This window comes from Thermoactinomyces sp. FSL K6-2592, assembly GCF_038006465.1.
Lineage (GTDB): Bacteria > Bacillota > Bacilli > Thermoactinomycetales > Thermoactinomycetaceae > Thermoactinomyces > Thermoactinomyces vulgaris.
Genome location: NZ_JBBOVH010000001.1, coordinates 842,640 through 869,093 on the forward strand (window position 1 = coordinate 842,640; position 26,454 = coordinate 869,093).

General features: G+C 48.5%; 34 protein-coding genes and 1 riboswitch. Of the genes, 23 read left to right on the forward strand and 11 right to left on the reverse strand.

What is annotated here, in order from left to right; all coding sequences use genetic code 11:
- Nucleotides 1-76: 76 nt before the first annotated feature.
- From NYE37_RS04510 to NYE37_RS04525, 4 genes are all read left to right on the forward strand, one after another.
- A complete protein-coding gene (locus NYE37_RS04510; RefSeq protein ID WP_037995575.1) occupies nucleotides 77-541 on the forward strand; it encodes a zinc ribbon domain-containing protein in 465 nt (154 codons plus the stop codon).
- Nucleotides 542-555: 14 nt separating this feature from the next.
- Complete coding sequence (locus tag NYE37_RS04515; RefSeq protein ID WP_049720443.1) at nucleotides 556-915, forward strand: YkvA family protein; 360 nt, start codon at nucleotides 556-558, stop codon at nucleotides 913-915.
- Nucleotides 916-1,160: 245 nt separating this feature from the next.
- Nucleotides 1,161-1,961, forward strand: coding sequence for a septum site-determining protein MinD (gene minD, locus NYE37_RS04520; protein ID WP_049720442.1), 801 nt, complete (start codon nucleotides 1,161-1,163; stop codon nucleotides 1,959-1,961).
- A gap of 29 nt (nucleotides 1,962-1,990) precedes the next feature.
- Nucleotides 1,991-2,242 carry a hypothetical protein gene (locus NYE37_RS04525; RefSeq protein WP_131470915.1) on the forward strand — a complete coding sequence of 84 codons (252 nt, stop codon included), beginning with the start codon at nucleotides 1,991-1,993 and terminating at the stop codon, nucleotides 2,240-2,242.
- 39 nt (nucleotides 2,243-2,281) lie between these two features.
- Here NYE37_RS04525 and NYE37_RS04530 read toward each other — a convergent pair whose 3' ends face one another.
- Nucleotides 2,282-3,115: a hypothetical protein gene (locus tag NYE37_RS04530; RefSeq protein WP_037995570.1), complete on the reverse strand. Its 834-nt coding sequence runs from the start codon at nucleotides 3,113-3,115 to the stop codon at nucleotides 2,282-2,284.
- A 297-nt stretch (nucleotides 3,116-3,412) separates the two neighbouring features.
- On the opposite strand from NYE37_RS04530, the gene NYE37_RS04535 reads away from it, so the two are divergent.
- Nucleotides 3,413-3,853, forward strand: a complete 441-nt coding sequence (locus tag NYE37_RS04535; protein WP_037995568.1) for a hypothetical protein — start codon at nucleotides 3,413-3,415, stop codon at nucleotides 3,851-3,853.
- Nucleotides 3,854-3,908: 55 nt separating this feature from the next.
- Here NYE37_RS04535 and NYE37_RS04540 read toward each other — a convergent pair whose 3' ends face one another.
- Nucleotides 3,909-4,127, reverse strand: a complete 219-nt coding sequence (locus NYE37_RS04540) for a hypothetical protein (RefSeq protein WP_037995567.1) — start codon at nucleotides 4,125-4,127, stop codon at nucleotides 3,909-3,911.
- An 11-nt stretch (nucleotides 4,128-4,138) separates the two neighbouring features.
- On the reverse strand, nucleotides 4,139-4,294 hold the full coding sequence (locus tag NYE37_RS04545) for a hypothetical protein (protein ID WP_156097736.1): 156 nt from the start codon (nucleotides 4,292-4,294) through the stop codon (nucleotides 4,139-4,141).
- Nucleotides 4,295-4,552: 258 nt separating this feature from the next.
- Here NYE37_RS04545 and NYE37_RS04550 point away from each other — a divergent pair, with 258 nt between their 5' ends.
- Together NYE37_RS04550 and NYE37_RS04555 are read left to right on the forward strand one after the other, a co-directional pair.
- Nucleotides 4,553-4,720 carry a hypothetical protein gene (locus NYE37_RS04550; protein ID WP_156097735.1) on the forward strand — a complete coding sequence of 56 codons (168 nt, stop codon included), beginning with the start codon at nucleotides 4,553-4,555 and terminating at the stop codon, nucleotides 4,718-4,720.
- A gap of 140 nt (nucleotides 4,721-4,860) precedes the next feature.
- Nucleotides 4,861-4,967: riboswitch (SAM riboswitch) on the forward strand.
- A gap of 81 nt (nucleotides 4,968-5,048) precedes the next feature.
- Nucleotides 5,049-6,365, forward strand: a complete 1,317-nt coding sequence (locus NYE37_RS04555; protein WP_232335455.1) for a Na+/H+ antiporter NhaC family protein — start codon at nucleotides 5,049-5,051, stop codon at nucleotides 6,363-6,365.
- Nucleotides 6,366-6,661: 296 nt separating this feature from the next.
- Here the strand turns inward: NYE37_RS04555 and cas6 are convergent, their stop codons facing one another.
- Nucleotides 6,662-7,408, reverse strand: a complete 747-nt coding sequence (gene cas6 / locus NYE37_RS04560; RefSeq protein WP_062843104.1) for a CRISPR-associated endoribonuclease Cas6 — start codon at nucleotides 7,406-7,408, stop codon at nucleotides 6,662-6,664.
- A gap of 301 nt (nucleotides 7,409-7,709) precedes the next feature.
- Between cas6 and NYE37_RS04565 the strand changes: the two genes are divergently transcribed.
- The 13 genes from NYE37_RS04565 to NYE37_RS04625 all read left to right on the forward strand — a co-directional run bounded on the left by NYE37_RS04565 (nucleotide 7,710) and on the right by NYE37_RS04625 (nucleotide 18,874).
- Complete coding sequence (locus NYE37_RS04565) at nucleotides 7,710-8,009, forward strand: EthD family reductase (protein ID WP_037995564.1); 300 nt, start codon at nucleotides 7,710-7,712, stop codon at nucleotides 8,007-8,009.
- A 129-nt stretch (nucleotides 8,010-8,138) separates the two neighbouring features.
- Nucleotides 8,139-8,558, forward strand: a complete 420-nt coding sequence (locus NYE37_RS04570) for a PaaI family thioesterase (protein WP_049720439.1) — start codon at nucleotides 8,139-8,141, stop codon at nucleotides 8,556-8,558.
- Between the two features lie 27 nt (nucleotides 8,559-8,585).
- A complete protein-coding gene (locus NYE37_RS04575; protein ID WP_340711837.1) occupies nucleotides 8,586-9,371 on the forward strand; it encodes an enoyl-CoA hydratase-related protein in 786 nt (261 codons plus the stop codon).
- 33 nt (nucleotides 9,372-9,404) lie between these two features.
- Nucleotides 9,405-10,733: a phenylacetate--CoA ligase PaaK gene (paaK, locus tag NYE37_RS04580; protein ID WP_037995560.1), complete on the forward strand. Its 1,329-nt coding sequence runs from the start codon at nucleotides 9,405-9,407 to the stop codon at nucleotides 10,731-10,733.
- Nucleotides 10,734-10,789: 56 nt separating this feature from the next.
- Nucleotides 10,790-11,647 (forward strand): 3-hydroxyacyl-CoA dehydrogenase NAD-binding domain-containing protein, encoded by an 858-nt coding sequence (locus tag NYE37_RS04585; protein ID WP_340711838.1) that lies wholly within the window; start codon nucleotides 10,790-10,792, stop codon nucleotides 11,645-11,647.
- Nucleotides 11,631-12,404, forward strand: a complete 774-nt coding sequence (locus NYE37_RS04590; protein ID WP_037995555.1) for a 3-hydroxyacyl-CoA dehydrogenase family protein — start codon at nucleotides 11,631-11,633, stop codon at nucleotides 12,402-12,404. Before NYE37_RS04585 ends, NYE37_RS04590 begins: the two co-directional genes overlap by 17 nt.
- On the forward strand, nucleotides 12,401-13,600 hold the full coding sequence (gene pcaF, locus NYE37_RS04595) for a 3-oxoadipyl-CoA thiolase (RefSeq protein ID WP_037995553.1): 1,200 nt from the start codon (nucleotides 12,401-12,403) through the stop codon (nucleotides 13,598-13,600). The genes NYE37_RS04590 and pcaF overlap by 4 nt, the downstream gene beginning before the upstream one ends.
- Nucleotides 13,601-13,733: 133 nt before the next feature.
- Nucleotides 13,734-14,558: a phenylacetic acid degradation operon negative regulatory protein PaaX gene (gene paaX, locus NYE37_RS04600; protein WP_049720437.1), complete on the forward strand. Its 825-nt coding sequence runs from the start codon at nucleotides 13,734-13,736 to the stop codon at nucleotides 14,556-14,558.
- A 165-nt stretch (nucleotides 14,559-14,723) separates the two neighbouring features.
- Complete coding sequence (paaA, locus tag NYE37_RS04605) at nucleotides 14,724-15,731, forward strand: 1,2-phenylacetyl-CoA epoxidase subunit PaaA (protein ID WP_340711839.1); 1,008 nt, start codon at nucleotides 14,724-14,726, stop codon at nucleotides 15,729-15,731.
- Nucleotides 15,728-16,066, forward strand: coding sequence for a 1,2-phenylacetyl-CoA epoxidase subunit PaaB (paaB, locus tag NYE37_RS04610; RefSeq protein WP_049720435.1), 339 nt, complete (start codon nucleotides 15,728-15,730; stop codon nucleotides 16,064-16,066). The genes paaA and paaB overlap by 4 nt, the downstream gene beginning before the upstream one ends.
- Nucleotides 16,067-16,081: 15 nt before the next feature.
- The gene (paaC, locus tag NYE37_RS04615; protein WP_236533676.1) at nucleotides 16,082-16,912 is read left to right on the forward strand and encodes a 1,2-phenylacetyl-CoA epoxidase subunit PaaC; all 831 of its coding nucleotides are present in this window, start codon (nucleotides 16,082-16,084) and stop codon (nucleotides 16,910-16,912) included.
- A 14-nt stretch (nucleotides 16,913-16,926) separates the two neighbouring features.
- Entirely contained in the window at nucleotides 16,927-17,403 is a 477-nt protein-coding gene (paaD, locus tag NYE37_RS04620; protein WP_231564599.1) for a 1,2-phenylacetyl-CoA epoxidase subunit PaaD, read from the forward strand.
- Nucleotides 17,404-17,431: 28 nt separating this feature from the next.
- Nucleotides 17,432-18,874 carry an NAD-dependent succinate-semialdehyde dehydrogenase gene (locus tag NYE37_RS04625; protein ID WP_049720432.1) on the forward strand — a complete coding sequence of 481 codons (1,443 nt, stop codon included), beginning with the start codon at nucleotides 17,432-17,434 and terminating at the stop codon, nucleotides 18,872-18,874.
- A gap of 118 nt (nucleotides 18,875-18,992) precedes the next feature.
- Here the strand turns inward: NYE37_RS04625 and NYE37_RS04630 are convergent, their stop codons facing one another.
- Nucleotides 18,993-20,072, reverse strand: coding sequence for an NAD(P)H-dependent flavin oxidoreductase (locus NYE37_RS04630; protein ID WP_049720431.1), 1,080 nt, complete (start codon nucleotides 20,070-20,072; stop codon nucleotides 18,993-18,995).
- Nucleotides 20,073-20,503: 431 nt separating this feature from the next.
- Between NYE37_RS04630 and NYE37_RS04635 the strand changes: the two genes are divergently transcribed.
- Together NYE37_RS04635 and NYE37_RS04640 are read left to right on the forward strand one after the other, a co-directional pair.
- On the forward strand, nucleotides 20,504-21,433 hold the full coding sequence (locus tag NYE37_RS04635) for a class I SAM-dependent methyltransferase (protein ID WP_206199228.1): 930 nt from the start codon (nucleotides 20,504-20,506) through the stop codon (nucleotides 21,431-21,433).
- A gap of 32 nt (nucleotides 21,434-21,465) precedes the next feature.
- Complete coding sequence (locus NYE37_RS04640) at nucleotides 21,466-21,966, forward strand: GNAT family N-acetyltransferase (RefSeq protein ID WP_037995541.1); 501 nt, start codon at nucleotides 21,466-21,468, stop codon at nucleotides 21,964-21,966.
- Nucleotides 21,967-22,154: 188 nt separating this feature from the next.
- Here NYE37_RS04640 and NYE37_RS04645 read toward each other — a convergent pair whose 3' ends face one another.
- From NYE37_RS04645 to NYE37_RS04670, 6 genes are all read right to left on the reverse strand, one after another.
- Nucleotides 22,155-22,748, reverse strand: coding sequence for a pentapeptide repeat-containing protein (locus NYE37_RS04645; RefSeq protein WP_121874170.1), 594 nt, complete (start codon nucleotides 22,746-22,748; stop codon nucleotides 22,155-22,157).
- A gap of 15 nt (nucleotides 22,749-22,763) precedes the next feature.
- Nucleotides 22,764-23,900 (reverse strand): pre-toxin TG domain-containing protein, encoded by a 1,137-nt coding sequence (locus NYE37_RS04650; protein ID WP_049720428.1) that lies wholly within the window; start codon nucleotides 23,898-23,900, stop codon nucleotides 22,764-22,766.
- Nucleotides 23,901-23,914: 14 nt separating this feature from the next.
- Nucleotides 23,915-24,529: a YIP1 family protein gene (locus NYE37_RS04655; protein ID WP_037995533.1), complete on the reverse strand. Its 615-nt coding sequence runs from the start codon at nucleotides 24,527-24,529 to the stop codon at nucleotides 23,915-23,917.
- 277 nt (nucleotides 24,530-24,806) lie between these two features.
- Nucleotides 24,807-25,376, reverse strand: a complete 570-nt coding sequence (locus NYE37_RS04660; RefSeq protein WP_037995530.1) for a manganese catalase family protein — start codon at nucleotides 25,374-25,376, stop codon at nucleotides 24,807-24,809.
- A 15-nt stretch (nucleotides 25,377-25,391) separates the two neighbouring features.
- A complete protein-coding gene (locus tag NYE37_RS04665; protein WP_037995529.1) occupies nucleotides 25,392-25,658 on the reverse strand; it encodes a spore coat protein CotJB in 267 nt (88 codons plus the stop codon).
- Nucleotides 25,658-25,915, reverse strand: coding sequence for a spore coat associated protein CotJA (locus tag NYE37_RS04670; protein WP_049720427.1), 258 nt, complete (start codon nucleotides 25,913-25,915; stop codon nucleotides 25,658-25,660). The genes NYE37_RS04665 and NYE37_RS04670 overlap by 1 nt, the downstream gene beginning before the upstream one ends.
- 224 nt (nucleotides 25,916-26,139) lie before the next feature.
- Between NYE37_RS04670 and NYE37_RS04675 the strand changes: the two genes are divergently transcribed.
- A complete protein-coding gene (locus tag NYE37_RS04675; protein ID WP_037995524.1) occupies nucleotides 26,140-26,352 on the forward strand; it encodes an alpha/beta-type small acid-soluble spore protein in 213 nt (70 codons plus the stop codon).
- Nucleotides 26,353-26,454: the final 102 nt, after the last annotated feature.

The window sequence follows — 26,454 nt, forward strand, 5'->3', positions numbered from 1 at the left end:
TTTTGGCTTGTTTCTTTCCGCCTCTCTTCCATACAATAGATAAAGCAATGATGATTTTTTGTGAGGAGAGATTCTGTTGAACTTTTTTCAGGATTTGAAGGAAAAACTGGAGAAAAGTGTGGAGACGGCCGGCCAAAAATCTCAAAAAATGTTGGAGATGAGTCGCTTAACACTTCGGATAAAAGGGAAAAAAGAAGATATCGAACACGAGGTCAGCAAACTGGGATGGCAAGTCTATCGCCACTGGGAGGAACATGGGAATCTCGAATTGACGGACAGCATTGTCCTTTCTTTGGAATCGATCCGGGATCAGCAAAAACGGCTCGAAGCGTTGACCAAAGAGCTGGAAGAGTTAAAGAAAAAGGAGATTGTTTCCCGCAAGGAAGCCGAACGGGTTCCTTTGGATTTGGCATCGGACGAGGCGGAGGGGGGGAAACCGGAAGCATTGGTGTCTTCCGTAATTTACATCTGCCCTTTTTGTGCCCGCCAAATCGCTCCCGATGACCAAAGCTGCCCCCATTGCCAAAAACGCTTCTATTGAGGAGAGGAGCATCCATGAAGCAAAAAAATAAAATCATCGCCATGCTTCAGGTGTTAAAAAAAGAAGCAATGACAAAAGAGGGAGAAAAAAAGATCATCGACCAGTTCAACCGCAAAGTGGAAAGTGTCGGCGGAATTCAGGCATTGATTCACAAGTTGAAGGTCATGTACCATTATTTCCGCGATCCCGGCGTCAGCATGAAGAAAAAAGGGTTGGTGGGAGCAGCCCTTCTTTATTTCATCCTGCCGACCGATGTGATCTTTGACTGGTTGCCGATGGTGGGATATATCGATGACATGGCGGCCGTCTTGTTTGTTTGGCGTTTTTTATCAAAGGAACTCGAACGGTTTGAACAGGGAAAAGAACTGAATTAGCCAACTGATTCCAAAAGTAGGAAATCGGCAGAGACATTTTTTGCCAAGAAGCTGATTTCTTACTTTTTTTATTCTTACAGTTTTGCTACAATAAATGGAGAATATTGTAGATCCGGTGGCATTGACAGACTTTCTTCGACAAAAAAAGGATCGGATTGGTTCGATAATTTTAATGGATAGAAAAGGATAAGTGGAGAGAAAAGTTGAAGCGGAGTACATATGAGGGCGAGAAAGGGGAATCGATGATGAACCACAGGTCTGTGGCGATTACAGTGACAAGCGGCAAAGGAGGCGTCGGCAAGTCGACGACCGTTGCTTCACTGGGATTGGGTTTGGCTCAGTTGGGTTATAAAGTTTGCCTGGTGGATACCGATATCGGATTGCGCAAGCTGGACTTGATGCTGGGTTTGGAAAACCGGATCGTCTATGATCTGGTCGATGTGATCGAAGGGGTAAGCAAATTGCGCCAGTCCCTGGTTCGCCATAAAGAGTACAATCAGCTCGCGTTGTTGCCCGCGGCGCAAACCAGGTACAAGGAAGAGGTTTCACCTGAACAGGTTCAAGCGATTGTGAATGAGTTGCGGAACGAATTTGACTATATTTTGATCGACTCACCGGCAGGGATCGAAGGAGGATTCCGTAACGCGATCGCTTCCGCGGACCGGGCCATTCTTGTTGTCAATCCGGAGATTCCATCTGTCAGGGATTCGGACCGGGTCATTGGTTTGTTGGAGTCGGCGAACATCCGGCAAATCGACTTGATCGTGAACCGGGTGCAACCCGGAATGGTCAGAGACGGGGACATGTTGAGCGTGGAACGGGTACAAAGCCATCTCGCCATCAATCTTTTGGGCATTGTTCCGGAGGACAAACGCATCATCCGTTCTTCCAACACCGGGGAGCCGGTTATTTTGGATCACAAATCGTTGGCCGGGAAAGCGTTTGCCAACATTGCCCGCCGGTTGATCGGAGAAGAAGTGCCGTTTTTGGAATTGGAGTCTTCCACGATTATCACCAGGATCAAGAGGTTGTTTCATATCGCTTAATGAAATTTGAGGTGACAAGGATGGCTTTTTTGAACATGTTTAATCGGGATAAGGATGAACCAACGGCCATGACGGCAGATGATCGGTTGTCATTGGTGCTCAGCTATCAACGATCGGACATCAACGAACAAAAGCTCAAAGAGTTTCGCGCACGGCTGATCGAGTTATGCGATGATTTTGGTTACGATGTGGTCGGACAAGTGGTGGTGGTTCCGCAATCCAAAGAACGAACGACCATCATCAATGCAAGCATTCCGGTGAAATTGAAAGGCCAGGTATAAGTAAAAGCACGGACCGGTGCGGGTTCGTGCTTTTTCTTTTTACAAGAACTTGTGATTGATCAGGTGTTTTTCCAAAAACTCGATAATATGGCTGGGAAAAGCCTTGTCTTCCGTCAAGGTGAACATGGCCACCGAAACCCGGGTGGTCCCGTATGTACGCATGAGAGAGAGTAATTTGGATTTCGCTTCATTGTTGGGGCGCCCGTATTTTTTCTCAAAAGCTTTTAAGACCAGCTCTTCTTCTGGTGTCAGAGATGATGCATGATCCGTCCTGTCATCGGAAGGAGTGATTAAAGATTGTTGATATGTATGCATTTGATGAAAAGCAGATGTCAATTGTTGATTGGTTCCGGAAAGATCCTTGGATGGGACGGGAAAGGACTGGTTCACCTGTTGCAGTGACGGATGAAACGGCCAATCATGCAATTGCCGGCGGCGCCGGGGTCTTTGCACGGGAAGGTGTTTGAATTTTTCGGGATGTTTTCGCCTTAAGGTATAAATCCGTTGGTAGATGGCTCCCTGGGTACGGGAAAGTTTCTTTTCCAGTTCGCTGATCGCGGCAGAGAGGGACTTTCCTTCTTCCAAATATTCATTGACGGTTTCAATGACCAATTCTTCTTCTTCTTTTTCCCAGCTGTTCAGGCGGTTCCCGCCGTCCGGCGAATTTTCTAAAGAGTGAAAACGATCTGGATATTCCGACCTCAGCTTTCTTACGTGGGACATCACTCCGGAATATCCGCGTTTTAATTGTTCAGACAGTTCTTTTAGAATTTCCCGTTCTTTTTTACCTTCTTTTAAACCTTTATTCATTGTTTTTATAATCAACTCGTTTTCTTCTTCGGTATATTTCCCTTTTTTTGTTTCAAAAAACATTCGGTGCAAACTCCTTCCGAAGATAATTTTCCTTAAAATCTTTACTTATAAATATAACAGAAAAGCCGTAATCTTTTCCACTGCCCATTTTATAAGCAAGGGTAATTATTAATGTTTAACAAGGAACCGGGCTTGTTTTTTCGTTCACAGACCAGAAAATTTAAGGAAATCCATCTGAAATTATATAATAAAATCATTTTCTTGGCGACGGAGGTATGAAAACTGGGAATTTTGCCCATAACCCTTATTAAGAGAGAAAAAGAATAGGTTGATATGAACGATGAAAGGGGTGGAGTAATGACACTGTTGTCGATTCAAGAAATCAGTTCTCTTTTATTTTCACGTCATAGAATCAAAACCCAACGAGATTTAAGCGACCAGGAACTCCCCCATCGCCATTGGAATGAAACCGAACGTGCCGCATTGGTGATTTTTTGGGGGTTATTGATTTACCCGAAGCTGGATCCGGATTTAAGAGAAGAAAATGAGTCAGACGCGGTACATATCAAACGGTTTATCAATATATTTGAAAACTATTTGGGAAGTGCCGGACGGTGCCGTGAAGTGTTGGAAAAACTGAAGGAACATGATTATATCCGCTTTCGCGATGAAGAATGGGTGGTTCCCGGAACCGGATTGTTTTCCGCTGTCGATGCGGCCAAAATGTACCGGTATTTTCGTTCATCGGTTTTGTCCCGCAAGATCTTCCAACTTCTTTATCCGGATCAACATGTTTGAACAGACAATTCCAAAAAATGACCCCAGTAATTACTTTTCAAAGTAATAGCTGGGGTCATTCTTGTTTTAAAGATTCAAGAAACAAACGCAAGGTTTTTCGCTGATCGGGTGATAATTCCAAAGCAACACGAATAAGATGTTGAATGTCGTCGGGCAGATGGTGGATAAACGGTTGTTCTTGCCCGAGTTGATTAATGAGTTGCTCGATTAAATTGCGCGATTCGTTAATGTGCTTGTAGGTTTCGATCAACAGCTTCTCTGTTGGCTGGCTCATTGCAATCCATCCTACTCTTTGACGGAATGAAGGATCTCATCAATTTCTTTTTTGATATAGATCAATTCTTCATGGCTCAATTTATGCAGGTCACGAATCATCATCTCGAGCTTCATGGAGCGGAATTCTTCCAGAAAAGACGGCATATATTGTGGTTGCATGGACATACCCGTTTACTCCCTTCGGTTTATCAATCTGTGATGGGTCAGGTTTTCATTCTATCAAAAATTCGACGCAGGTCAACATCGGTTTTTGACCTTGTCCTCTGTTTTTTGTCAGCTTTTTGCCGGGATGTTTCCTTTTTTTCTTTCAATCAGACAAACCCTTTGGTAATTTAGACAAAATTTTGGGTTTAATATATTGAATAACGGGTAATAATTTGTTGACTCTCGTCAAACCAAATGAAAAGAATTGAGGTGCTTCGCATGATCGAACAGTTAAAAGCACTGGAAGAGCGTCTCTATTCCGTTCAACAAGAATACTTGCTGGCAAAAGAAAGACATGAATTTTTGGCACAATATGATCTTTACGAAGAGTGGAAACAATTGAAAAAACAACAGAGCGAACTGAAGTCACAGTTAGGGCTCAATTAAATGATAAATGGCAGAAAACAGCCGGCGAATCCAGCCGGCTGTTTTCCATATTTTTTAAGCATCCAATCAATTGACAAACAAAGGATTGCGTATTATGATGTCAAAAGATCATTCATGACATCGAAATCCAACACCCGATCTTCTTATCCAGAGAGGTGGAGGGACTGGCCCGATGAAACCTCGGCAACGGGCTCTTCGGAGTACTGTGCCAATTCCAGCAAGCGTTTTGAAGCTTGGAAGATAAGAAGAGGTTTTCAATAACATGGAGACAGAAGACCTCTTCGTATGCATCGAAGAGGTCTTTTCTTTTAATAAAGGGGAGAGACGATTGGAAAACAGAGAAAATCCATGGGCTTTATTGCCTTTTGCCGTGTTTTTGATCTTGTTTATTGGTGTGGGGGCTTATACCGGTGATTTCACCAAAATGCCGGCCATCATTGCCGTGATGATTGCATCGGTGTTGGCCTTGTGCATGCACCGCAAAGAGTCGTTGGCATCGAAATTGCAACACTATTTTCGTGGAGCCGGCCATCCGGATATCATCATGATGATCTTGATCTTTTTGTTGTCCGGTGCCTTTTCGGCAGTGGCCAAAGGCATGGGCGCCGTGGATTCCACGGTCAACCTGGCCCTGAACCTTTTGCCGGCCAATTGGTTGATGGTCGGACTGTTCGTGATCGCCTGCTTCATTTCGTTGGCGATGGGAACATCGATGGGAACGATCGTGGCACTCGCGCCGATCGGGGTCGGAATCAGCCAACAGGCGGACATTGCACTGGCCTTGTCCATGGCGGTGGTGATCGGGGGAGCCATGTTCGGGGATAACTTGTCCTTTATCTCCGACACCACGATTGCAGCGGTCAGTACCCAAAAGATCCGGATGAAAGACAAATTTAAAGCCAACTTTTTGATTGTGTTGCCCGCCGCCATCTTGACCGCAGCGATTCTCTTCTTTTTCACGGGGGGCGGACAAGGCAGTGTGGCCGGCGGTCAAGACTTCTCCATTCTCCAGACACTGCCTTATATCGCCGTGTTGATTACGGCCTTGCTCGGGGTTCATGTATTGATCGTTTTGATCTTGGGCATTGTTTTTGCTGGAGCCATCGGACTGTTTGAGGGAAGCTACACATGGCTTTCCTTGGTGAAACATGCCGAAGAAGGGATCACCGGCATGCAATCCTTGTCGATCCTGGTGCTGTTGATCGGCGGGATGGTGGAATTGATCCGGCATTACGGGGGCATTCAGTTTTTGTTAAATTTGTTGACGAGCAAAGTGCGGACGAAAACAGGGGCGCAGTTCGGCATTGCCGGTCTGGTGAGTTTGACCAACCTGTGCGTGGCCAACAACACCATCTCCATCATCATGACCGGACCGCTCGCCAAAGAGATTTCGGACCAATACGGAATTGACGGACGGAAATCGGCCAGCTTGTTGGACATCTTTTCCTGCAGTGTACAGGGACTGATCCCGTACGGGCCGCAAATGTTGCTTGCTGCAGGGATTGCTTCCATCTCGCCGGTCAGCATCTTGGCTTATTCCTATTATCCGGCTTTGATCGCCGTTTGCGCCGTATTGTCCATCCTGTTCCGCTTTCCGCGCTTAAAAGCCGTGCCGGTCAGCCATCAGGAAGCAAAAGCAAGTTGAAATCAGAGAATGAAACCAGGGGAAAACGCCCCTGGTTTTTTATTTTTTGCTCCATATTATATATGAAACTGACCAGCCGGCTGGCTGTCGGTTTGGGCAACCCGCATCCGACAGAAAATGGATTCACCTTTTATCACATATATCATCAATGTCCTTTAGGGTGATTACTACCGAAAGGGTGTTGATCCGATCGATTCTTATTCCTAATGAAAACCGGCGCATACAGGGTTTGCGGCTCGGGCTCGGGCCAAAACTTCCAATGGTTATGGCCGGTTTGTTGAAAATCCCGTTTACGATCAGGACAGGGGTTCCAACATGCCAAAGCCTTGATTGGTATAACTCCCGATTCCCGCTTCCATTGCCACTTCCTGAATACGGGGGGATGCATGGATTTGCAGAGGCATTTGGTATCCTTTGGTCTTTTTTCCTTTGATGTCGATCAAAGTGGCAGCTTGTTCAAGGCGAAAGTGTCCGGGATTCAGCAAACGGATGCGAATGGGAGCCGGGTTGGAGTCATCCACTCCCCATTTCAATTTGGCCCAACGATGGAGGGATGTTCGAATTTGGTCATAAAAATCGCTTTCCAGCGGATGGCAAAACACCAACTTCCCTTCTTTGCGGACAGGAAACACCACTGGCCCCAAACAACGATAATTCATGACAGATTCGAAACGGGGCCGTTCCTCAAAATGAATCGAGTGCAAAGGAAAACGGTGTGAAAACAGTTGTAAATGGTTGAGTGCTTGGATGCCTTGGCAGAGTGCTTGCAACAAGGGAGGATGAATCGAATCCACTTTCCATGTCGCTTTTCCCTGTACCCGCATTTGTCCGGGGGATTTCCGGCAATGGTCAAAAGCGAGGGGGGAAAAAACGAACGGCTTGTATTTTCGTCCTTCATAGGGGATGCCTTCCTGATGCAACCACTCAGCCAGATCCGGATCCGCCATCCTGACGGCGTGGTAAAAGTAACTCATCAGGGCATATGGATAATGGTAAGGAAGTGATGTTTCCGCCGGGATCTCAAACACAAATCGAATTCGCATCAAATCGCTCCTTTAATAGTCTTCTTTCACTCTAGCAAAGGAGGAACAGGGCGAACAAGACAAGATGAAGTTGGGTCATAACCATCCGAAACCGGAGCCGGATGAAACGCTGCAAAAAGTGGTTAATCGGCTGAAAGAAAAGGATGATTGAAGTGAATATTCTAAAATGAAAGAAAAAACTAATTGACTGAAAAGAGGCTGAAAGTTTATACTTAATTTTAGAGCAACGTTTTTATAACGTTATATTAAATTATGTTATATGGAGAATAACCCAAAACATTAAGGGGAGTGAAAATTCAAAATGGTAAAATTAATTGCGATTTACCGTCAGCCGGAAGACAAGGAGAAATTTGACGAGCATTATTACAATGTCCATGCTCCGTTGGCTGAAAAGATGCCGGGGCTTATCAAACTGGAAGTGAATAAAATTTACGGTTCTCCGGCCGGGAAGAGTGACCTGTATTTGATGGCCGAAATGTATTTTGAAACCAAAGAGGCGTTGAATGCGGCACTGGCATCCCCGGAAGGAAAAGCGGCTGGCAAAGATTTGATGACGTTTGCCGGCAAACTGGTGCAAATGCATTTTGCCGAGGTGGTGTAACAGGCGGCATGATGTCAACCGTGTGTGCATGCGGTTGGCGTCCCTCCAACATGAATTCATAGTATTCAGATCGGTTCGTGTATCGTTGTTTGAAAGCGCTACCGAAATGATGCGGACAGGTGGTTTGAGATGAAAAATGTAAGTGAGCATTCCACAAACGAAACGGTGATCAATCGTTTTAACCATGCCCTTGGCATTGAGATCGAGCAGTTGGATGAAGAAGGATGCACGGCATCTTTAAAAATCCGCCCGGAATTTTACAACAGCATGGAGGGCGTGGTGCATGGCGGCGTGACGGCCACGTTGGCTGATGTCGCTATGGGGCACGGGGCGGCTCCGCCTGTCAACGGTTTGCAACAATGCGTCACGGTGGAAAGCAAAATCAATTACCTTGCACCGGCAAGAGGCGACCGTTTGATTGCCGAGGCCAAGGTGATCAAAAGGGGATTGAAGATCATCGTGATGGAAGCCCGGGTCAGGACCGGTGACAGAAAGCTGGTGGCGGTCGCGGTTGGCACGTATGCCCGCATCCAGCCCAAACATGAATGAAAATTTTCACTCAAGGAGCCATGCATGATGGGAAAAGAAACGGTATTGCTGGAGAAAGAAGGCTATTTGGGGATCATCCGGCTGAACCGCCTGGACCGGATGAATGCCTTGGATTACTCCACCTTGGTTCGGCTCGGGGAAGTGATTGGCGAACTGGAACAGGATCTCAAAGAAACCCGGGCCGTCATCGTGACCGGAGAAGGAAAAGCGTTTTGCGCCGGAGCGGATTTGAAAGAGCGGAGAACCCTGAATGAACAGCAAGTCCGCCGCAATGTGAAAAAAATCCGGGAGGTGTTTTCGGCACTGGAGAGGCTTCCGCAACCCACCATTGCCGCCATCAACGGACATGCTTTTGGCGGAGGGTTTGAGTTGGCACTGGCATGTGATTTCCGGTTTGCCGTACAGGAAGCCAGGATGGGACTGACCGAGGTCAGTCTGGGGATCATTCCGGGAGCCGGCGGAACACAGCGGCTGACGCGGTTGACCGGCCTGGCCAGGGCCAAGGAACTGATCTTGACCGCCCGGAAAATCACGGCAAACGATGCGGAGGAATATGGCATATTAAACGGGGTTGCCGAAAACCGCGATCATCTGTTTAAGCTGTGCCGTTCCTTGGCCGGTGAGATGCTTTCCAACGCCCCGCTGGCGGTGTATCAGGCGAAATATGCCATCGACCGGGGAGTCGGGTTGGATCTGCAAAGCGGATTGGATCTGGAGTCCAAAGCGTATGAGGTGTTGATCCCCACCAAAGACCGGGTGGAAGCGTTGGAAGCATTTCGTGAAAAAAGGAAGCCGGTGTTTCGGGGAGAGTAACCGTCGGCCTGGCCGAAAGGGAGGGACATTCTGGTGATATTCAATCAAGCGATGGAAACCGCATCACGGGAGGACATGCAAAAACTTCAGCTGGCTCGTCTGAAAGAAACGGTAAAGCGTTGCTATGATAACGTTCCTTTCCACCGGGAAAATTTCGACCGTGCCGGGGTGAAACCGGAAGACATCCGGTGCTTGGAAGACATCCGGCGTTTGCCGTTCATGAAAAAGACAGACTTGCGCGAAAACTATCCGTTTAAACTTTTTGCGGTGGATCTCAGCAAAGTGATTCGCATTCACGGCTCTTCCGGAACCAAAGGAAAGCCGACGGTGGTCGGTTATACGAGAAAGGATATCGAAAATTGGGCAGAGATTGTCGCCAGGGCGATTTGCTGTGCCGGCGGCCGTCCGGGTGATATTTTTCATAATGCATATGGATATGGTTTATTCACCGGTGGCCTCGGATTGCACTATGGAATGGAATACCTCGGTATGACGGCCGTTCCGGTTTCGGGAGGGAACACGCCCCGTCAGGTTACGCTGATTGAAGATTTCAAACCCCGCGGCATTTCCGGAACGCCTTCTTATATCCTGAACCTCGTGGAAGAAATGGAAAGGCGGGGAATGGATCCCCGGGAAACCAGCCTGGAATACGGCATTTTTGGGGCGGAGCCATGGTCAGAGGAAATGCGCCGGCAGTTGGAAGAAAAGCTCTGCATCAAAGCAGTGGACATTTACGGATTGAGCGAAGTGATGGGGCCGGGTGTGGCGATTGAATGCCACGAAGCGCAGGACGGACTCCACATTGCGGAAGACCATTTTCTGGCGGAGGTGATTGACCCTGAAACCGGGGAAGTGCTTCCCGATGGTGCTGAAGGAGAGTTGGTCTTCACTTCGTTGACCAAAGAAGCGTTTCCGGTGATCCGCTACCGGACGGGCGACATTGCATCCCTTCATCCGGAAAAATGCAAATGCGGACGCACAACCCTCCGGATGTCGCGGATCAAAGGGCGCGTGGATGACATGCTGATCATCCGCGGTGTCAATGTTTTTCCGACCGAGATCGAATCGGTGCTTTTGAGTTTTCCGCAACTGGCACCCCATTATCAGGCGGTGGTGGAACGGGAAGGGGCGTTGGACCGGATTGAAGTGCACTGCGAAGTCACCCCGGAATTTATGGAGCAGGGCGGGGATATAGAAAACAGTCCGGAAATGGAAAAGCTGTCCAAAGAGATCGGGCATGCCATGAAAAGCACGCTGGGGGTTTCCATCTTGTTGAAGGTTTGCAAACCGCACACCATCCCGCGCAGTGAGGGGAAAGCGATCCGGGTGGTGGACAACCGGAACAATGCAACTGCAGGCTGAAGCATCGGCGGAAGAGGAATGGAAGGGAAACCAAAACCGGACAAGGAGGGGAGTTTGTGACCGGATATCAGATTGGCGTCGTCGGGGCAGGCACGATGGGATCGGGGATTGCCCTGGTTTGCGCCAAAAAAGGGCACCGGGTCTTATTGCTGGATGTGGATCCGACGATGCTGGAAAAAGCCAAAGCTTATTTTCAATCGGTTTTATCGAGAGACGTCATGAAAGGACGAATCAGCGAAGAGGGAAAAGCGTCGGTTTTCCGGTCCGTCCAATTTGTACAAGACCTGAAGAAGTTGGCGGACTCGGACATTGTGATCGAAGCGGTCTCGGAACGGATGGACCTGAAAAAATCAATTTTCCGGTCGTTAAGTGAAATTTGCCGGCCCGATGCCTTGCTTTTGACAAATACTTCTTCGCTTTCCATTACCGAAATTGCCGGCGGCCTGAGGAACCCGGAGCGGATTCTGGGGATGCACTTTTTCAATCCGGCTCCTGTCATGCCGCTGGTGGAAGTGGTCCGGGGGAAGAAATCGGGCGAAAAGCAGGCAAAGTTTGTTTATGAATTTGCGCAAAATCTGGGAAAAGTGCCGGTGTATGCCAATGATACGCCGGGATTCATCGTCAATCGCGTGGCCCGGCCTTACTACAATGAAGCGCTCCGCATCTTGGAAGACCGGGTGGCCGGCGTCGAGCAAATCGACCGCATTCTCACCGAAGCCGGCGGATTTAAAATGGGGCCGTTTGAACTCCAGGATCTGATCGGCATCGATGTGAATTTTGCGGTGACCGAGTCGGTTTACTCCGGTTTTTTCCATGAACGCCGGTTTCAGCCGAGCCGCATTCAACAAAAGATGGTTCAGGCGGGAACCATCGGCCGGAAGTCAGGTGAGGGATATTATGACTACGACAAGTAACACCGTTTTGCTGACGGGCGAGAGTGTGCTGCTTCCTGAATTGAAGGAACTTTTTACGGACAAGAATTATGAAGTGGTGACAGAAAAAACCGTTGAAAACGATGCACAGAAGATCGGGCTCGCCGTTGAAGTTTCCAATCTCGACTTGGAATTGAAAAAAGCCGTGATCCAAAAGCTGGACCGGGAGCTTCCGCCGGATGTTCCCATTCTCACGACTTCATTGGGAGTGTCGGCCACCGAAGTGGCGTCGTGGACCCGGAATCCGGAAAGAGTTTGCGGTTTTGGCACCTTCCGTCCGTTGTCGGAACGGAAATTGCTGGAGCTGGCTCCCGGTCTCAGGACATCTATGGAAACGTTGAAACGGGCGGAGGCGTTTTTTCAGTCGCTGGGCAAAAATACCGCTGTGGTGCAAGATGAGACCGGACTGGTCTTTCCGAGGGTTTTGTCACTCATCATCAATGAAGCCGTTTTTGCCGTGATGGAGGGGACCGCAACCCCCAAAGACATCGATATTGCCATGAAAAAAGGGACGAATTATCCATACGGACCGCTGGAATGGGCTGACCAAATCGGCTTGGACGAGGTTTACGCGGTGATTCGCGGACTGCATCGGGATTTGGCGGAAGAACGGTACCGGCCGGCTCCCTTGCTCCGGAAAATGGTGCTGGCCGGGATGCTTGGCGTCCGAAGCGGCGAGGGATTTTATACTTATTCCGGGGAAGCGGCCCGGCCATCGACAAGGGGGGACGAACGATGAGAATTCCGGTGATCGTGGATGCCGTACGGACAGCCATCGGAAGATACGGCGGCGCATTGAAAGAGGTCCGTCCCGATGACTTGGGAGCCGTGGTGATCCGCTATCTGATGGAACGAAACGACATCCCTTTGGAACGGATTGACGACGTGATCTTGGGGTGTGCCAATCAAGCCGGTGAAGACAACCGGAATGTGGCGAGAATGTCCTTGTTGCTGGCGGGCCTTCCGGTGACGGTGCCGGGAGTGACGGTAAACCGTTTGTGCGGCTCGGGACTGGAAGCGGTGAATCAGTGTGCCAATGCCATTGAAGCGGGGCGCGGAGAAGTTTATGTTGCCGGCGGAACGGAAAGCATGACAAGGGCTCCGTATGTGATGCCAAAACCCGAAAAGGGTTTTGCGCGCGGAGAGCAAAAACTGTATGACACCACGCTCGGTTGGCGGTTTGTGAATGAAAAGCTTGCCGAAATGTATTATCCGTACAGCATGGGGGAAACCGCGGAAAATGTGGCGGAACAATACGGCATCAGCCGGGAAGAACAGGACCGCTTTGCGTTGGAAAGCCAGCGAAAATACGCCAAAGCCCGGGAGGAAGGCAAGTTCAAAAGCGAGATTGTCCCGGTGGAAATCCCCGGGCATAAAGGGCAGGTCACCCTTTTTGCCGAGGATGAGCATCCCCGTCCGGATACGACCCTTGAACAGTTGTCCCGGTTGAAACCGGTTTTCCGCCAAGGCGGGACGGTCACGGCCGGCAATTCTTCCGGCATCAATGACGGGGCCGCCGCCTTGTTGCTGATGGAAATGGAAACGGCCGTGAAGCTCGGCTTGAAGCCAAGGGCCCGTGTGGTGGCTTCGGCTGTGGCCGGTGTGGATCCGTCCGTCATGGGAACCGGGCCGGTCCCGGCCACGAAAAAAGCGTTGAAACAGGCCGGTCTCACCATCGATGAGATCGATTTGATCGAATTGAATGAAGCGTTTGCCGCCCAATCCCTGGCCTGCATCCGCGAGTTGGGGATGAATCCCGCCCGGGTGAATGTCAACGGGGGAGCCATTGCCATCGGCCATCCCTTGGGATGCAGCGGGGCACGCATTCTGACCACCTTGCTGTATGAAATGGAGCGGAGGGGTGTGCGCTACGGGTTGGCGACGATGTGCATCGGGGTCGGACAGGGCATTGCCACGATAATAGAAAGGTTATAACCAAGAGCCCGATAACAGTCACAGAAGAAAGTTGACAAACTCCGTTCAACATTTGAAATATTTTTTTGTTATAATAGGCGAATAGGTTTGAGATGGAGAAAAACAGGCAACGGTTGAATGGAGTTGAAAGAGATTGAAGCCTCAATCGATGATTTTTACGATATATGGCGAATATGTCCGCCATTTTGGCGGGGAAATCTGGGTGGGCAGTTTGACCCGGTTATTGGGGCGATTCGGCATGTCCGAACAAGCCGTGCGCGTCGCCATATCCCGCATTGCCAGCCAGGGATGGCTGAAAGCGCGCAAAGTCGGCAACCGCTCCTACTACTCTTTGACGCCCCGCGGAAAAAAGCGGATGAATGAAGCCAGTGCCCGGATTTATAAGCAATCCCCGGGCCGGTGGGACGGAAAATGGTGCATCATTCATTACAACATTCCGGAAAAGCAGAGGGCCAAACGGGATCAATTGCGAAAAGAATTGTCTTGGATGGGCTTTGGCATGCTGGCCAACAGCGTGTGGATCAGCCCGAATGACTTGGCCGACCGGGTCAAAGAAATTGCCGAATCTTATGATGCCAGCGAATATATTGAAGTCTTCCGGTCCGAACATCTCGGCGTCAGCACGGATAAGCAGTTGGTGGAAAAATGCTGGAATCTGGATGAAATCAACAAGGCCTACGAAGAATTCATCAGCCACTATCAACCGCAATATGAAAGATTGAAAGAACAAGTGAAAAACCAGGAAGACATATCGGATGCAAAATGCTTTGTGGAGAAAACCAAACTGGTGCACGAATATCGCAAATTTTTGTTTATTGATCCGAGCCTGCCGGAAGAGTTGTTGCCCGATTTTTGGACGGGACGGGAGGCGGACCGGATATTCCGCCATTATTATGAGCTGTTGCATCCCGGTGCGGTCCGGTTTTTCCTGAGTGTTTTCAAAAGTGCTCCGGAGTAGAATCCAAGAGTGGACGCTAAACAAAGAAGGGGAGATTCTCCCTTCTTTTTTTGTGTTAATTTATTCTGACAATAAATATATTAATGAATTTTATGCATTGAAAAACATGTTACAATATGTTAATATATCGTTAAACAAACGTTATATAAAAAGGTTGTGATGTGGATGCATATCTATGACCGGAGACTGTTGGAAGATCAGGAACATGGCAATGGGCATCCCGATGACGAAAAACGGCAAGAATTTCTTGCCCGGATTGAGCGCGGCGAAAAAATTGAAGCGGATGACTGGATGCCGGATGATTACCGCCGGCAGTTGATTAAATTGATCGCGATGCACGGGATCAGCGAAGTCATGGGGGCGTTGCCGGAGAAAGAATGGGTTCCCAAAGCACCAACGTTACGGCGCAAGCTGGCGATCATGGCCAAAGTCCAGGATGAGATGGGGCATGGGCAATTGTTGCTCAGGGTGGCGGAAGATTTGCTGGCTCCGCTTGGAAAAACCCGGGAAGACCTGATGAACGATTTATTTGTCGGAAAATTAAAATTTCACAATGTGTTCCACATGGAGTCGCCGACCTGGGCCGATGCCGGAGTGATCGGATGGTTGGTGGACGGGGCGGCGATCATCACGCAAACGATGTCGCTTAGCACCTCGTATGCGCCTTATGCCCGGGCGCTGCAACGGATTTGTGCCGAAGAAAAATTTCACATGCAACACGGCGAAAGCATCGTGTTGAGCCTGGCAGAAGGAACCCCCCGGCAGCGCCGGATGTTGCAGGAGGCGGTCAACCGCTGGTGGCCGGCATTGCTCATGTTCTTCGGGCCGCCGGAAGACGGGGGAATTTCCAGTAACCAACGCCTGAACCTCCGGTATAAAATCCGTTCCAAAACCAACGAAGAGTTGAGGCAGGAGTTTTTCCACAAATATGTTCCGCGGATTTTCCATCTCGGGTTGACCTTGCCGGATGAGACCATTCATTACGACGAAAAAGAAGGCCGTTGGCATTACCGGCAGCCGGACTGGAATGAATTCAAACGGATCATCAAAGGAAACGGGCCCCGATCCAAAGAGCGGCTGAGATTGAGAAAAATTTCTTATGAAGAAGGAAAATGGGTGCGTGATGCCCTGCTCGCCAAGCAACGAAACGCGGTCTGGGGGGGAAGCGTATGACCAGCGGGGACAAGGAAAAGAAAGACTTTTTCGTGTTTGAAGTCTTCAGCCAAAAAAGCCCGAATGCCCATTTTGTCCACCAGTTCAGCTTGCTGGCCCCGAATCACGAGGTGGCCATGTCCATGGCGCGTGAAAACTTCCTCCGGCGTGAACCGTGCGTCAATTTGTGGGTGGTCAAACGGGACGATATCTGGGTTTTGCCTCCGGAACAGCGCCGGTACTTGGAAAAGCTGGACAACAAGAGTTACCGGGAAACGAAAGGGTACGGCGATTTGCAATCGAAATGGCGCCGGCACAAAGAGCGGTACGAGAAGAAAAATGCTTCGGGAAAGTAAAAGGAGGGTCAGCATGTGAGCAATTTCCGTGTCGAATCGGCAGAGCAAGCCAAGCAGAATCCGGAATATTTATCGGCTTTGAAGGACTTGCTGCTTCAAATCGCCGATGATGATTTCATTATGGCTTTCCGGGGATCGGAATGGCTGGGGCTGGCCCCCCATATCGAAGAAGATGTCGCTTTTTCCTCCATTTCACAAGACATGATGGGACATGCCGTGCTCTTTTATGAAATGTTGGAAGTATTGGGGGCCGGAAGAGCCGATGATCTGGCACAACTCCGCAAGCCGGAAGACTTCCGTAATGCCGTCCTGGTGGAGCGGGTGAACGGCCCCGGCCTTTATCTGGAAGAACCCCGCTATGATTGGGCTTATGCCATTGTGCGTTCGTATTTTTACAGTGTGTTCAAGCAAATCCGGTTTGAATCTTTGTCCCATGCTTCCTACCTTCCGCTGAAGCAGTCGGCGCGTAAAATCCTGACGGAACACCATTACCATCTGTTTCACTGGCGGGTGTGGATGAAACAATTGGCCGACAGTACGGAGGAAGCCCGGTCCCGTCTGAAGGAGGCGACGGAAAGGGCGTGGGAGGATGCAGGCGGATTGTTTCAGTTGGGGCCTGAAGCTTCCGCCATGGTCCGATACGGATTGATTGAAGGAGAAGAGCCGTTGACGAAGCGGTGGTTGGAGCAAGTGAACAAAGATTTTGAGGACTATGGCTTGCCTCCGGCCGGCGGGCTGAAAGCGCCCGGATGGAACGGACGGGCCGGGGAGCACACACCGGATCTCGCCGCGGCACTAAATACTTTGTCAGAAGTTTACCGGCTGGATCCCACAGCCCGTTGGTAAAGGAGAGGATCTGGGTGGCAGGGAAGGAAGAGATTTTTTTGGAACTGCTGCAAGAAGTGAAGGATCCGGAAATCCCGACGGTCAGCATGGTGGAAATGGGCATGATCCATCAGGTTCGTGTCGAGGATGATGTGGTGTCCGTGGATGTTTTGCCCACTTTTGCCGGTTGCCCCGCTTTGGACATCATGAAAAAAGCGATTGAAAAGAAACTGGGCGCGGTGGAAGGGGTCCGGGAGGTCCGGGTGAAATTTTTGCTCGAACCGGCGTGGTCCTCCGACCGCATCAGTGATGAGGGAAGGGAAAAGCTGAAAAAAATGGGCATCATGCCGCCGCCACGCAAGGATGAGCAAAAGGAAACATGGGAAGTGAAATGTCCGTATTGCGGTTCTTCATACACCGCTCTGGAGAACTTGTTCGGGCCGGCCGCATGCCGGAGCATTTTATATTGCAAAAACTGCAAAAATCCGTTTGAAGCGTTGAAAATGATTTAAATCCAAATGGAGAAAGGGTGGCCAATCCATGAGTGAGATCAAAAAAATGTATATCCGGGGAGAATGGGTGGAAGCAGAAAGCGGAGAAACACTGGAAGTATTCAATCCGGCCACGGGAGAATGTGTGGGAGTGGTCAGTTACGGGGATGAACGGGATGCGAAAAAAGCCATTGATGCGGCGCATGAAGCGTTCAGAGACTGGTCCCGGTTGCCCGGACGCCAAAGATCCAAATATCTCACCAAATTGTACGAGCTGGTGATGAAACACCGCAATGAGCTCGCCGAACTGATGTCGGCGGAGATGGGAAAGCCTTTCGGGGAAGCCAAATTTGAAGCCGTGGGCAGTGCGGACAATTTCTTGTGGTATGCCGAGGAAGCCAAGCGGATTTACGGGGAAACCATCCCGTCCTATGACGGCAGTAAACGGTTGATGGCCATCAAACAGCCGGTGGGTGTCGTGGCCGCCATCACTCCCTGGAACTTCCCGGTCAACATGGTGGCGAGAAAAATTGCCCCGGCACTTGCCGCCGGGTGTACCGTCGTTTTAAAACCCGCGATGGAAAGCCCGTTGAGCGCGGTCCGGCTGTTTGAGCTGATGGAAGAAGCCGGGTTCCCCAAAGGCGTGGTCAATCTGGTGCTGGCCAAGGCGGAAAAGTTTGGCGACGAAGTGTTGCAAAACCGGAAAGTGGCGAAGATCACCTTCACCGGTTCGACCGCCGTCGGCAAGCATTTGATGGAAGGTGCGGCCAAGCAGGTGAAACGGATCAGCATGGAGCTTGGCGGACACGCTCCCTTCATTGTGTTTGAAGACGCCGATCTCGATGCGGCGGTTGCCGGTTTCTTTGAAAGCAAATACCGCAACTCCGGGCAAATGTGCATTAGCACCAACCGTTTGTATGTCCATGAGTCCGTGGTGGATGCGTTTACGGAAAAACTGGTCGCACGGTTGAAAAAAACCAAGGTGGGTGACGGGCGCCAAAAAGGCGTGGAGATCGGACCGCTGGTGGATGAAGAAGCATTAAACGGGGTGATGGAACACATCCGTGATGCCAAAGAAAAAGGAGGCCGCGTGATCTTTGGCGGAAACAGGCTGACAGAAGGGGAATACAGCAAAGGATTTTTCCTGGAACCGACTGTCATCACCCATGTCACCCCGGATATGAAAATTACTTATGAAGAAACATTTGGTCCCGTCGTGCCGATTATTCCCTTTAAAGAGGAAGAGGCCGTGTTGGAGATGGCAAACGACACCCGCTACGGATTGGCCGCCTACTGCTATACAAAGGACAACAGCCGCTGCTTCCGGGTGGCGGAGGCCTTGGAATATGGCATCATCGGCGTCAATGACGGCACCCCGACCCAGACCCAGGCACCTTTCGGCGGGTTGAAGGAAAGCGGCTTGGGCCGTGAAGGAGGTCGCTATGCGATGGAAAGCTTCCTGGAAACCAAGTTTATTTCCATGTCCATTTAGCCATTACTTCGAATTCTTTCCTTGCTTTTATTTTTAAACACTGAATTTGGATGGTGTCTGCAGAAGAGCTGAACCCTTGCGGATTCAGCTCTTTTCATTAGTTGTCCCGGTTATGGGCTTAATGCTCGCCGGCCAGTTGCGACAAACATTGATCAACTTGGGTCATGATTCTTTGCATCAGTTCTTCGACCTGTTCAAAACGGCTGAGGGCAGCGGCTTGGCCGGCCCACAAAGCCATGTAGTCCTTGTTTCCTTTTTTGGAGGCTGCTTGGCGCAGGTGCTTGGTCAAGGCGTTTTGGACCGGGTATGGGGGAAGGGGATGGGGATAGTTCTCCATTTCCCGGATAAATTCGTTTTGGATGGCCCGTGCCGGCTTTCCGGAAAAGACGGTTGTCATGACGGTGCTTTCATCGGTGCTTTGCAGGACGGCTTCTTTGTGTTTGTCATGGGCGCTGCTTTCCAAGGTGGGTAAAAAGGCCGAGCCCATTTGAACCCCGTCCGCCCCCAGAGCCAGGCTGGCCAGAACCCCGCGACCGTCCATGACCCCGCCGGCGGCAACGACCGGAATCCGGACATGATCCACCACTTGAGGGATCAGGGCCATCGTTCCGACATATGGAAATTCGGCGGAGAGAAAGGTTCCCCGGTGGCCTCCCGCTTCACTTCCTTGGGCTACGACGGCATCCATCCCGCTCTTTTCCACTTCGACAGCTTCCCGCACCGAAGTGGCTGTCCCGATGACCACCGTGTGACGGGCATGCAGTTCCTGGATGACGGCGGGGGACGGAATTCCAAAAGTGAAGCATGCGACAGGGACCTTTTCTTCCAGAATGACGTGAATTTGTTCTTCAAAGGAAATGGCGGCATGGCTTGTGGTTTCTTGGCCGGAGGCACCGGCGGCTTCTTCAAACCGCTTGAGATGATTTTTCATCAGGCGTTCTTGTTCCGCATTGGTTTCATAAGGCGCGGGAACCATCAAGTTGACGGCAAACGGACGGTCGGTTTGCTTCCGGATTTCCCGGATGGCTTGGCGGATGTCTTCGGGAGACATATAGCCCGCTCCCAGTGATCCCAGACCGCCGGCATTGGATACCGCCGCAACGAGCCGGGGACTTGTGATCCCGCCGGCCATTCCTGCCTGGATAATGGGGCGGGAGATTTGCAATAATTCGGTTAACCGGGTTTGATACCAAGGCATGTGAATCCCTCCCTGATCATGTTGTAAAATCCATCCGGGATCGTTTCTTTTGCACGGAATGCGATTTGAAGGTGGATTTTCAACAACCTAAATAAAACCTTAACTTTATTCTATGAAATTTACGGAATGATTTGAATTGTCGTGTCAGACGATCTCTTGATAAATGCATTCGATTTATACAGTTCCTGTCCAAAATTCTCACAGGAACGCCTCTTTATAAGGAAGAATGATCATGCAAAAAAGAAGATAAATTTTTAAGCTGGTGAAGATGATTTGATTCATTTTAGAGAGGGAATCGGGTGAACATTGAAAAAGAAAGCAGTAAACCTCTTGACAAAAAAATTAATTTATGCTATAATTTAAAATTAATTCTATATTATATATAATGGGATTCCCGGACGTGGGGGATCCCATTTTTTTTAAAGGGGTGTATGGACGTGAAAAAAGGGGAATCCAGTTTAACCGCGCTGATTTCCGCATTTGGCAGGGCTTATCACAGCCAATTTGATACACCAAAGATTTTCGACGATTTTCTCGCCAAACAATTGATGACACAAGAAGAATATGATGCCATTAAAACCCATATGGTTCAAGGAATTTCGTTTTTCAACCCGGAAATGGCCGAGCAACATCGGGACAATCCGGATGAAATATTGAAATGGATCACCCAAGTTCAGTTATCGCCAACGCCTTTGGCACGGGCGGCCTATTGCGAAGCGGTATTGCAAAAGGAAATCGAATCAGGGGTCAGGCAATATGTCATTCTCGGTGCAGGCATGGACACGTTTGCCCAGCGGTATCCGGAACTGAAAAACAGATTGGAAATCTTCGAATTGGATCACCCTTTCACCCAAACGTTTAAATTGCAAAGATTGCAGGAGGCGGGTTTGGAAATACCGGATCATCTTCATTTCATTGCTTGTGATTTTACAAAGCCGTTTTCTTACGAAAAACTGTATGAAAAAGGCTTTGGCGATCAAAAAACCTTTTTCAGTTTGCTGGGCGTTTCTTATTATTTAAGCAAAGAGGAGTTGGCCGGTTTGCTCCGGCATTTGTTTGCGAACGTTCCGGCGGGAAGTTCCATTGTTTTCGATTTTGCCGATGAACGACTTTTTGAAGAAAAAGGGTTCTGCAACCGGGTGGAGAACATGGTGAAAATGGCCGCGGCTGCCGGAGAGCCGATGAAATCTTGCTTTTCATTGCCGGAAATGGAGAACATGTTGGAGAAACCGGGCTTGCGGATCGTTGAACATTTATCGCCGGTCGATATTCAGGAGCGGTATTTTCGCAATCGGAATGATCATTTGTCTGCCTGCGAAACGATCCATTTTCTTCATGCCGTAAAAAGGGAAGAACTTTGATAAGATTCTTTCTTTCAAAGAGAGGATGAAGGATGATTCTGGAAACAGAAAGGTTGTACTTGAGAGAATTGAAACAGGAGGATCTGGACCGTCTTCATGCCATCTTCTCCGATGAAGAGACCATGCGGTTTTACCCGGCGCCTTTCACCCGGGAACAAACCGGCCAATGGATCAAAAAAAATCAGGAACGATACCGGAAAGACGGGTTCGGACTGTGGGGGGTGTGTTTGAAAGAAACAGATGAACTCATTGGTGATTGCGGATTGGTTCGCCAGACGGTGGACGGCCGCACCGAAATTGAAATCGGGTATCATATCCATAAAAAGTATTGGTCCAGGGGATTTGCCACGGAAGCGGCCAAAGCATGCAAAGCATATGGCTTTCATCAATTGCATTTCAATAAATTGATCTGTCTCATCGATCCGAAAAATATTCCTTCCATCCGGGTGGCGGAAAAAATCGGTTTTACAAAAGAAAAAGAGGTTTTTATATTTGGCAAAAACCATGCGGTTTATTCGGGGTATAAAAAATAAGCTTATCGGGGATCCATCGGGTCTTGTATAAATCATCATCAGAAGCACTTGCCCTGTGTATTTGCAGGCAAGTGCTTCATTGGCAAGTAAAGATTGTTTTTTAATTTTTCCGGATCATGCTGAGGGTTTTTTATCATTCATCCAACTCTCCTCCGGGAAGAGCCGTAATCACGTGATCTTATGATTGATTAAACCACGTGGTTCATGAGCCATTCTTTGGCTTTATCGCCTTCAAGCATTATTGGATTTTCAGGTGTACCGATATTAATGCTTTTTATATATGCATTATCAATACCTCTGATGTCTGTTAATTTTGCTCCTTTAATCAAAACATCTTCAAAAACGGAGACACTTACATCCACATGTTTCAAAGTAGCCTCACGAAAGTCAGCCTCCACAAAAAGACTGTTCACTAACTTGGCATGGGTCAGGTCTGTTTTGTAAAAGATGGTTTCAAAGCACTCACATTTAACAAACCTTGCATTTTTGGCATTAGCATGAGAGAAATTCACATAAGATAAATTTGCTTTCGTAAAATCAGCATGGGCCAAATTGGTATATTGAAATGTGGAGGAACACAGATGTGATGCAAACCAATCTTTACTTTTTAAGTTCATTCCATCAAATACACAATCTGTTAAAAAAGATTGATCCAAGGGATATTCCATTAAATTCATTTCACGAAAATCGATTGCGTCCAATTTTAATTTTTCGCCTTTTTTGCCAATCGTTTTAATCCATATTTTATGGGCTTCCAGACAATTCAATATTTTTTCTTGCATTTTGAAAACCTCTTTCTATGGATACCATATGATTCGGTCCTCAACCCCATTCTTTTTAATTGCATCTTCTAACTCTTTGACATGTTGAGGAATTAAATCTCTTTTATCAATAATTACATTATGACCTCTGCGAAACTCCGCATTAATCTTTTTCATTGCTTTTTCAACAGTAAAAGCGCCCTTTCTTGGAGAAGTGTGACCATTTGGATAGGAAACAAAACTTTTTATGTCCCATTTTATACCTGTGGTGGTATCAATAAATTCTGCGCCCCCGTCAGCCTGTGGATCACGAATGATTTTTCCCAGCTTTCCTTGACTTTCAAGCGCTAAACCTATTTCTCTTTCTTTAATCCCCTGTTCTGTAATTTGTCCGCCATGAGAAGGGTCTCTTGCTAAATCGTCATATTCCTCTTGGGTTCTTTTGACAGGATGATTTTTCTGATTTTTTCCACCCCCGTTTGTGCCTTCAATCCGATTCACCTCAGGTCTCCGGGGAATGTCCGGGGGTCCGCCGGCAGGCTGCAGTTTGGGACCGAATCCGAATCGTTCAGCCAGATCATCAATATAGACACCAAATTTCTTTAATAATTTCTTTCCGCCATTAAATATTCCTTTCAGGATCACCCCTGCTTTTTTGCCGGGGCCGGAAGCAATGCCGATGGCTGAGATCACTTTATCGACCGGGCTCAGTTTGTCCCCGGAGATGGAATCTTTTCCGGTAAAGAGGTCCTTCAAATTTTTGATGTTGGAGATGACCGGAATACAGTCGACAACGCTGCTTAACGCCCGGTCTGCCTCTTTTTTCCTTTCGCCTTGCAATGGATCGCCTGTGTATAGATCATATCCCAACAAACTTTCGACTGATTTTTTGAAGAAGCCGTCCAAAAATTCGTCATTTGCCTGCTTGCTTAATTTCTCCAAGTCTTTTTTATCCTTGGCGGCACCGATCCAGATAAGAAAATCGCCCAGCCAGGTGTTTTCGTCTTTTTTCTGTTGCGCACCTTGATTCGGTTTGACTTTGGTAAAGTCCTCATTCACTTCGGGAACCTCAAAACCTCCCGATGGATCGGCATAGCATGTTCCCGCCGACATGAAAAGAACAGCGAAACAAACAACAAGCCTGAACAAGGTCATGCAGAATCTTTTGATCATGATGATCACCCTGTTTAAAAAATCATAAGAATTATGGCAATCAAAAGGTTAACCAATACAACCAACAGCAGGGAAATGAGCATGGCGAAAAATCCCCTGAGTTTGGAAAAAGAGTGGATTTCTCCCAATGCAACAGCCATAAAGACGGCCCACCAAATTAAGATGGCCAGATCAAGCAGATGGAGGAAAATAAATAAGATTGATAAAAATGTACTGTTTTCCACGGTGGGTTGAACGGTTTGAAAAATTTCGTTTCCCAGGATCAGGATTTCCAAAAATCGGATGATCAGCGAAGCGGCAAAAAAGATCCCTGACCATGCGACGACGGGTTTGATTTCTTTGGTTGATCCTGTGCCTCCCAACCATTGTCCGGTAATGGAAAACAAATAGGTGGAAATCCAGACAAACAGGTAACCGGTCACCGGACTAAAGATGATTGCAATCAGCAAGATGGCGGACAAGCTCAAGGTATCCCCTGTGGAGTTGAAATAAGAATTGTCCAGATTCATGGAAAGGCCGGTCAGCAATATCAGCATAACGGGTATTTTCTTGTTGTTTAAAATCCGCTGGACCGTGTCCCCGGGGTTTAACCATATGGACAACCATGGAATGTTGAATTTGTTTTTCAATGGAGACAACCTCCCGTAAAAATGTAATGTTCCGTACGGATCTCATGGATCAATCACCAAACCGGCGCAAGGTGACAGTCCTATTGGCCGGATTTAACGATGTGAAACAAGAAGTTGTTTTTATTATAGAATATATAAAATATTTTAAAAACAATGAACTCAAAAGATTTGTAGATTATTTCCATCGGGGCTGAGGTTGTCCCTTGCGCCAATACACAAAAACCGCCCCTTGAAATGGTGGCGGCTTTTTTATCTGAGACGGGATGACGTCGCTCGTTTAAAAATACTTCTTCTGCCCCTGATACTCTTTCAGGATTTCCACCGCTTCACGGAAACGCTGTGCATGCACCACTTCCCGTTCACGCAAGAATTTCAACGCATCATTGATGTCCGGGTCATCGGACATGTCAATCAGCCATTGGTATGTGGCCCGTGCCTTTTCTTCGGCGGCGATGTCTTCATACAGATCGGCAATGGGATCTCCTTTGGCCTGGATATAGGTGGCCGTAAATGGAACACCGGCGGCATTATGGTAAAACAGGGCTTTGTCATGATCTGCAAAATGGGCCCCCAGTCCTGCTTCTTTCAGCTGTTCCGGCGTTGCATCTTTGGTCAATTTGTACACCATGGTGGCGATCATTTCCAAGTGGGCAAATTCTTCTGTGCCGATATCCGTCAAAAGGGCTTTGACCTTGTCCGGCAACGTGTAGCGCTGGTTTAAGTAGCGCAGGGCTGCGGCCAGTTCCCCGTCAGCGCCCCCGTATTGTTCAATCAGAAATTTGGCCAGTCTCGGGTTGCATTGGCTGACCCGGACCGGGTATTGCAATTTTTTTTCATAAATCCACACCGAATCTTTCCCCCTTTATATTTCCCAAGGCCAGGGACCTTCATTCCATCCGTCGGGATACTGGTTAAAACTGTGTCCGAAATGCATCAGGGGACCGAACTGTTTTTCATATCGGCGGCGGAGTTTGTCGCGTTCTTTGGCGTACCAGTTGTATTGGTCAATGGCGGACAGATCATCCGGATGGGTATCCAAATAAAGGTTCAATTCAGTCAACACAAAATCCACTTCCTGTAACTGCTTGAGCATTTGGAAGCGTTTGGCGTGATCCGGATACGTATCCATTATCTTTCCTCCCTTGGCGTTTTTTTCGGAGGATAAGGGCTGTATAAAATAGGCCACAGTGTTCCGCGGCGCAGGGCTTTGTGCGGCGGATATTGGGGGAGGCCGGGCGGTTGAAAACCAAGGAATTGGTTGGGTGCAACGACGTAAGTTTTGACTCTTTGCGGAGGGCAGGGATCCAAAGGGCTGATGTACGGATACCAAACCCGCTGTTGATAACGGTACGGGTCGGGCGTATTGCGGTCGCGGCAGTCTTTCACTCCAATCACCCTTCCTGTGAAAAATAAAATGGGAGGCATAATAACGATATGTATAAAAAAAGCATTTTAGAATGAAAAACATATTTTCCGTTTACAAAAAAACGGTGATGATGCAAGAAAACTACTGATGACGGAAAACGGCTCGAATACCAAATTTTCCTATGCATTGGCTGATTTGATCCGACACAAGCTATAGACAACAAAGCCAAGGAGGTGAAAAACACATGGCACAACAAGATCGCACTCGCAGTTCTAATCAATTGCTGGTGGCTGGTGCTGCTCAAGCAATCGATCAAATGAAATATGAGATTGCTCAAGAGTTTGGCGTTCAATTGGGAGCTGACACCACTTCCCGCGCAAACGGTTCTGTCGGGGGAGAAATCACGAAACGTCTGGTTTCCATGGCTCAACAACAGCTTGGAGGAAGCAACTTCTAATTCAGGACAATGAAATAGCATGGTCATTGGGTGGCGGCTGTGGAAGCCGCCACTTTCAATGGAAAGAAATACATCCATCCGGGATGTTCCATTATTCATAAT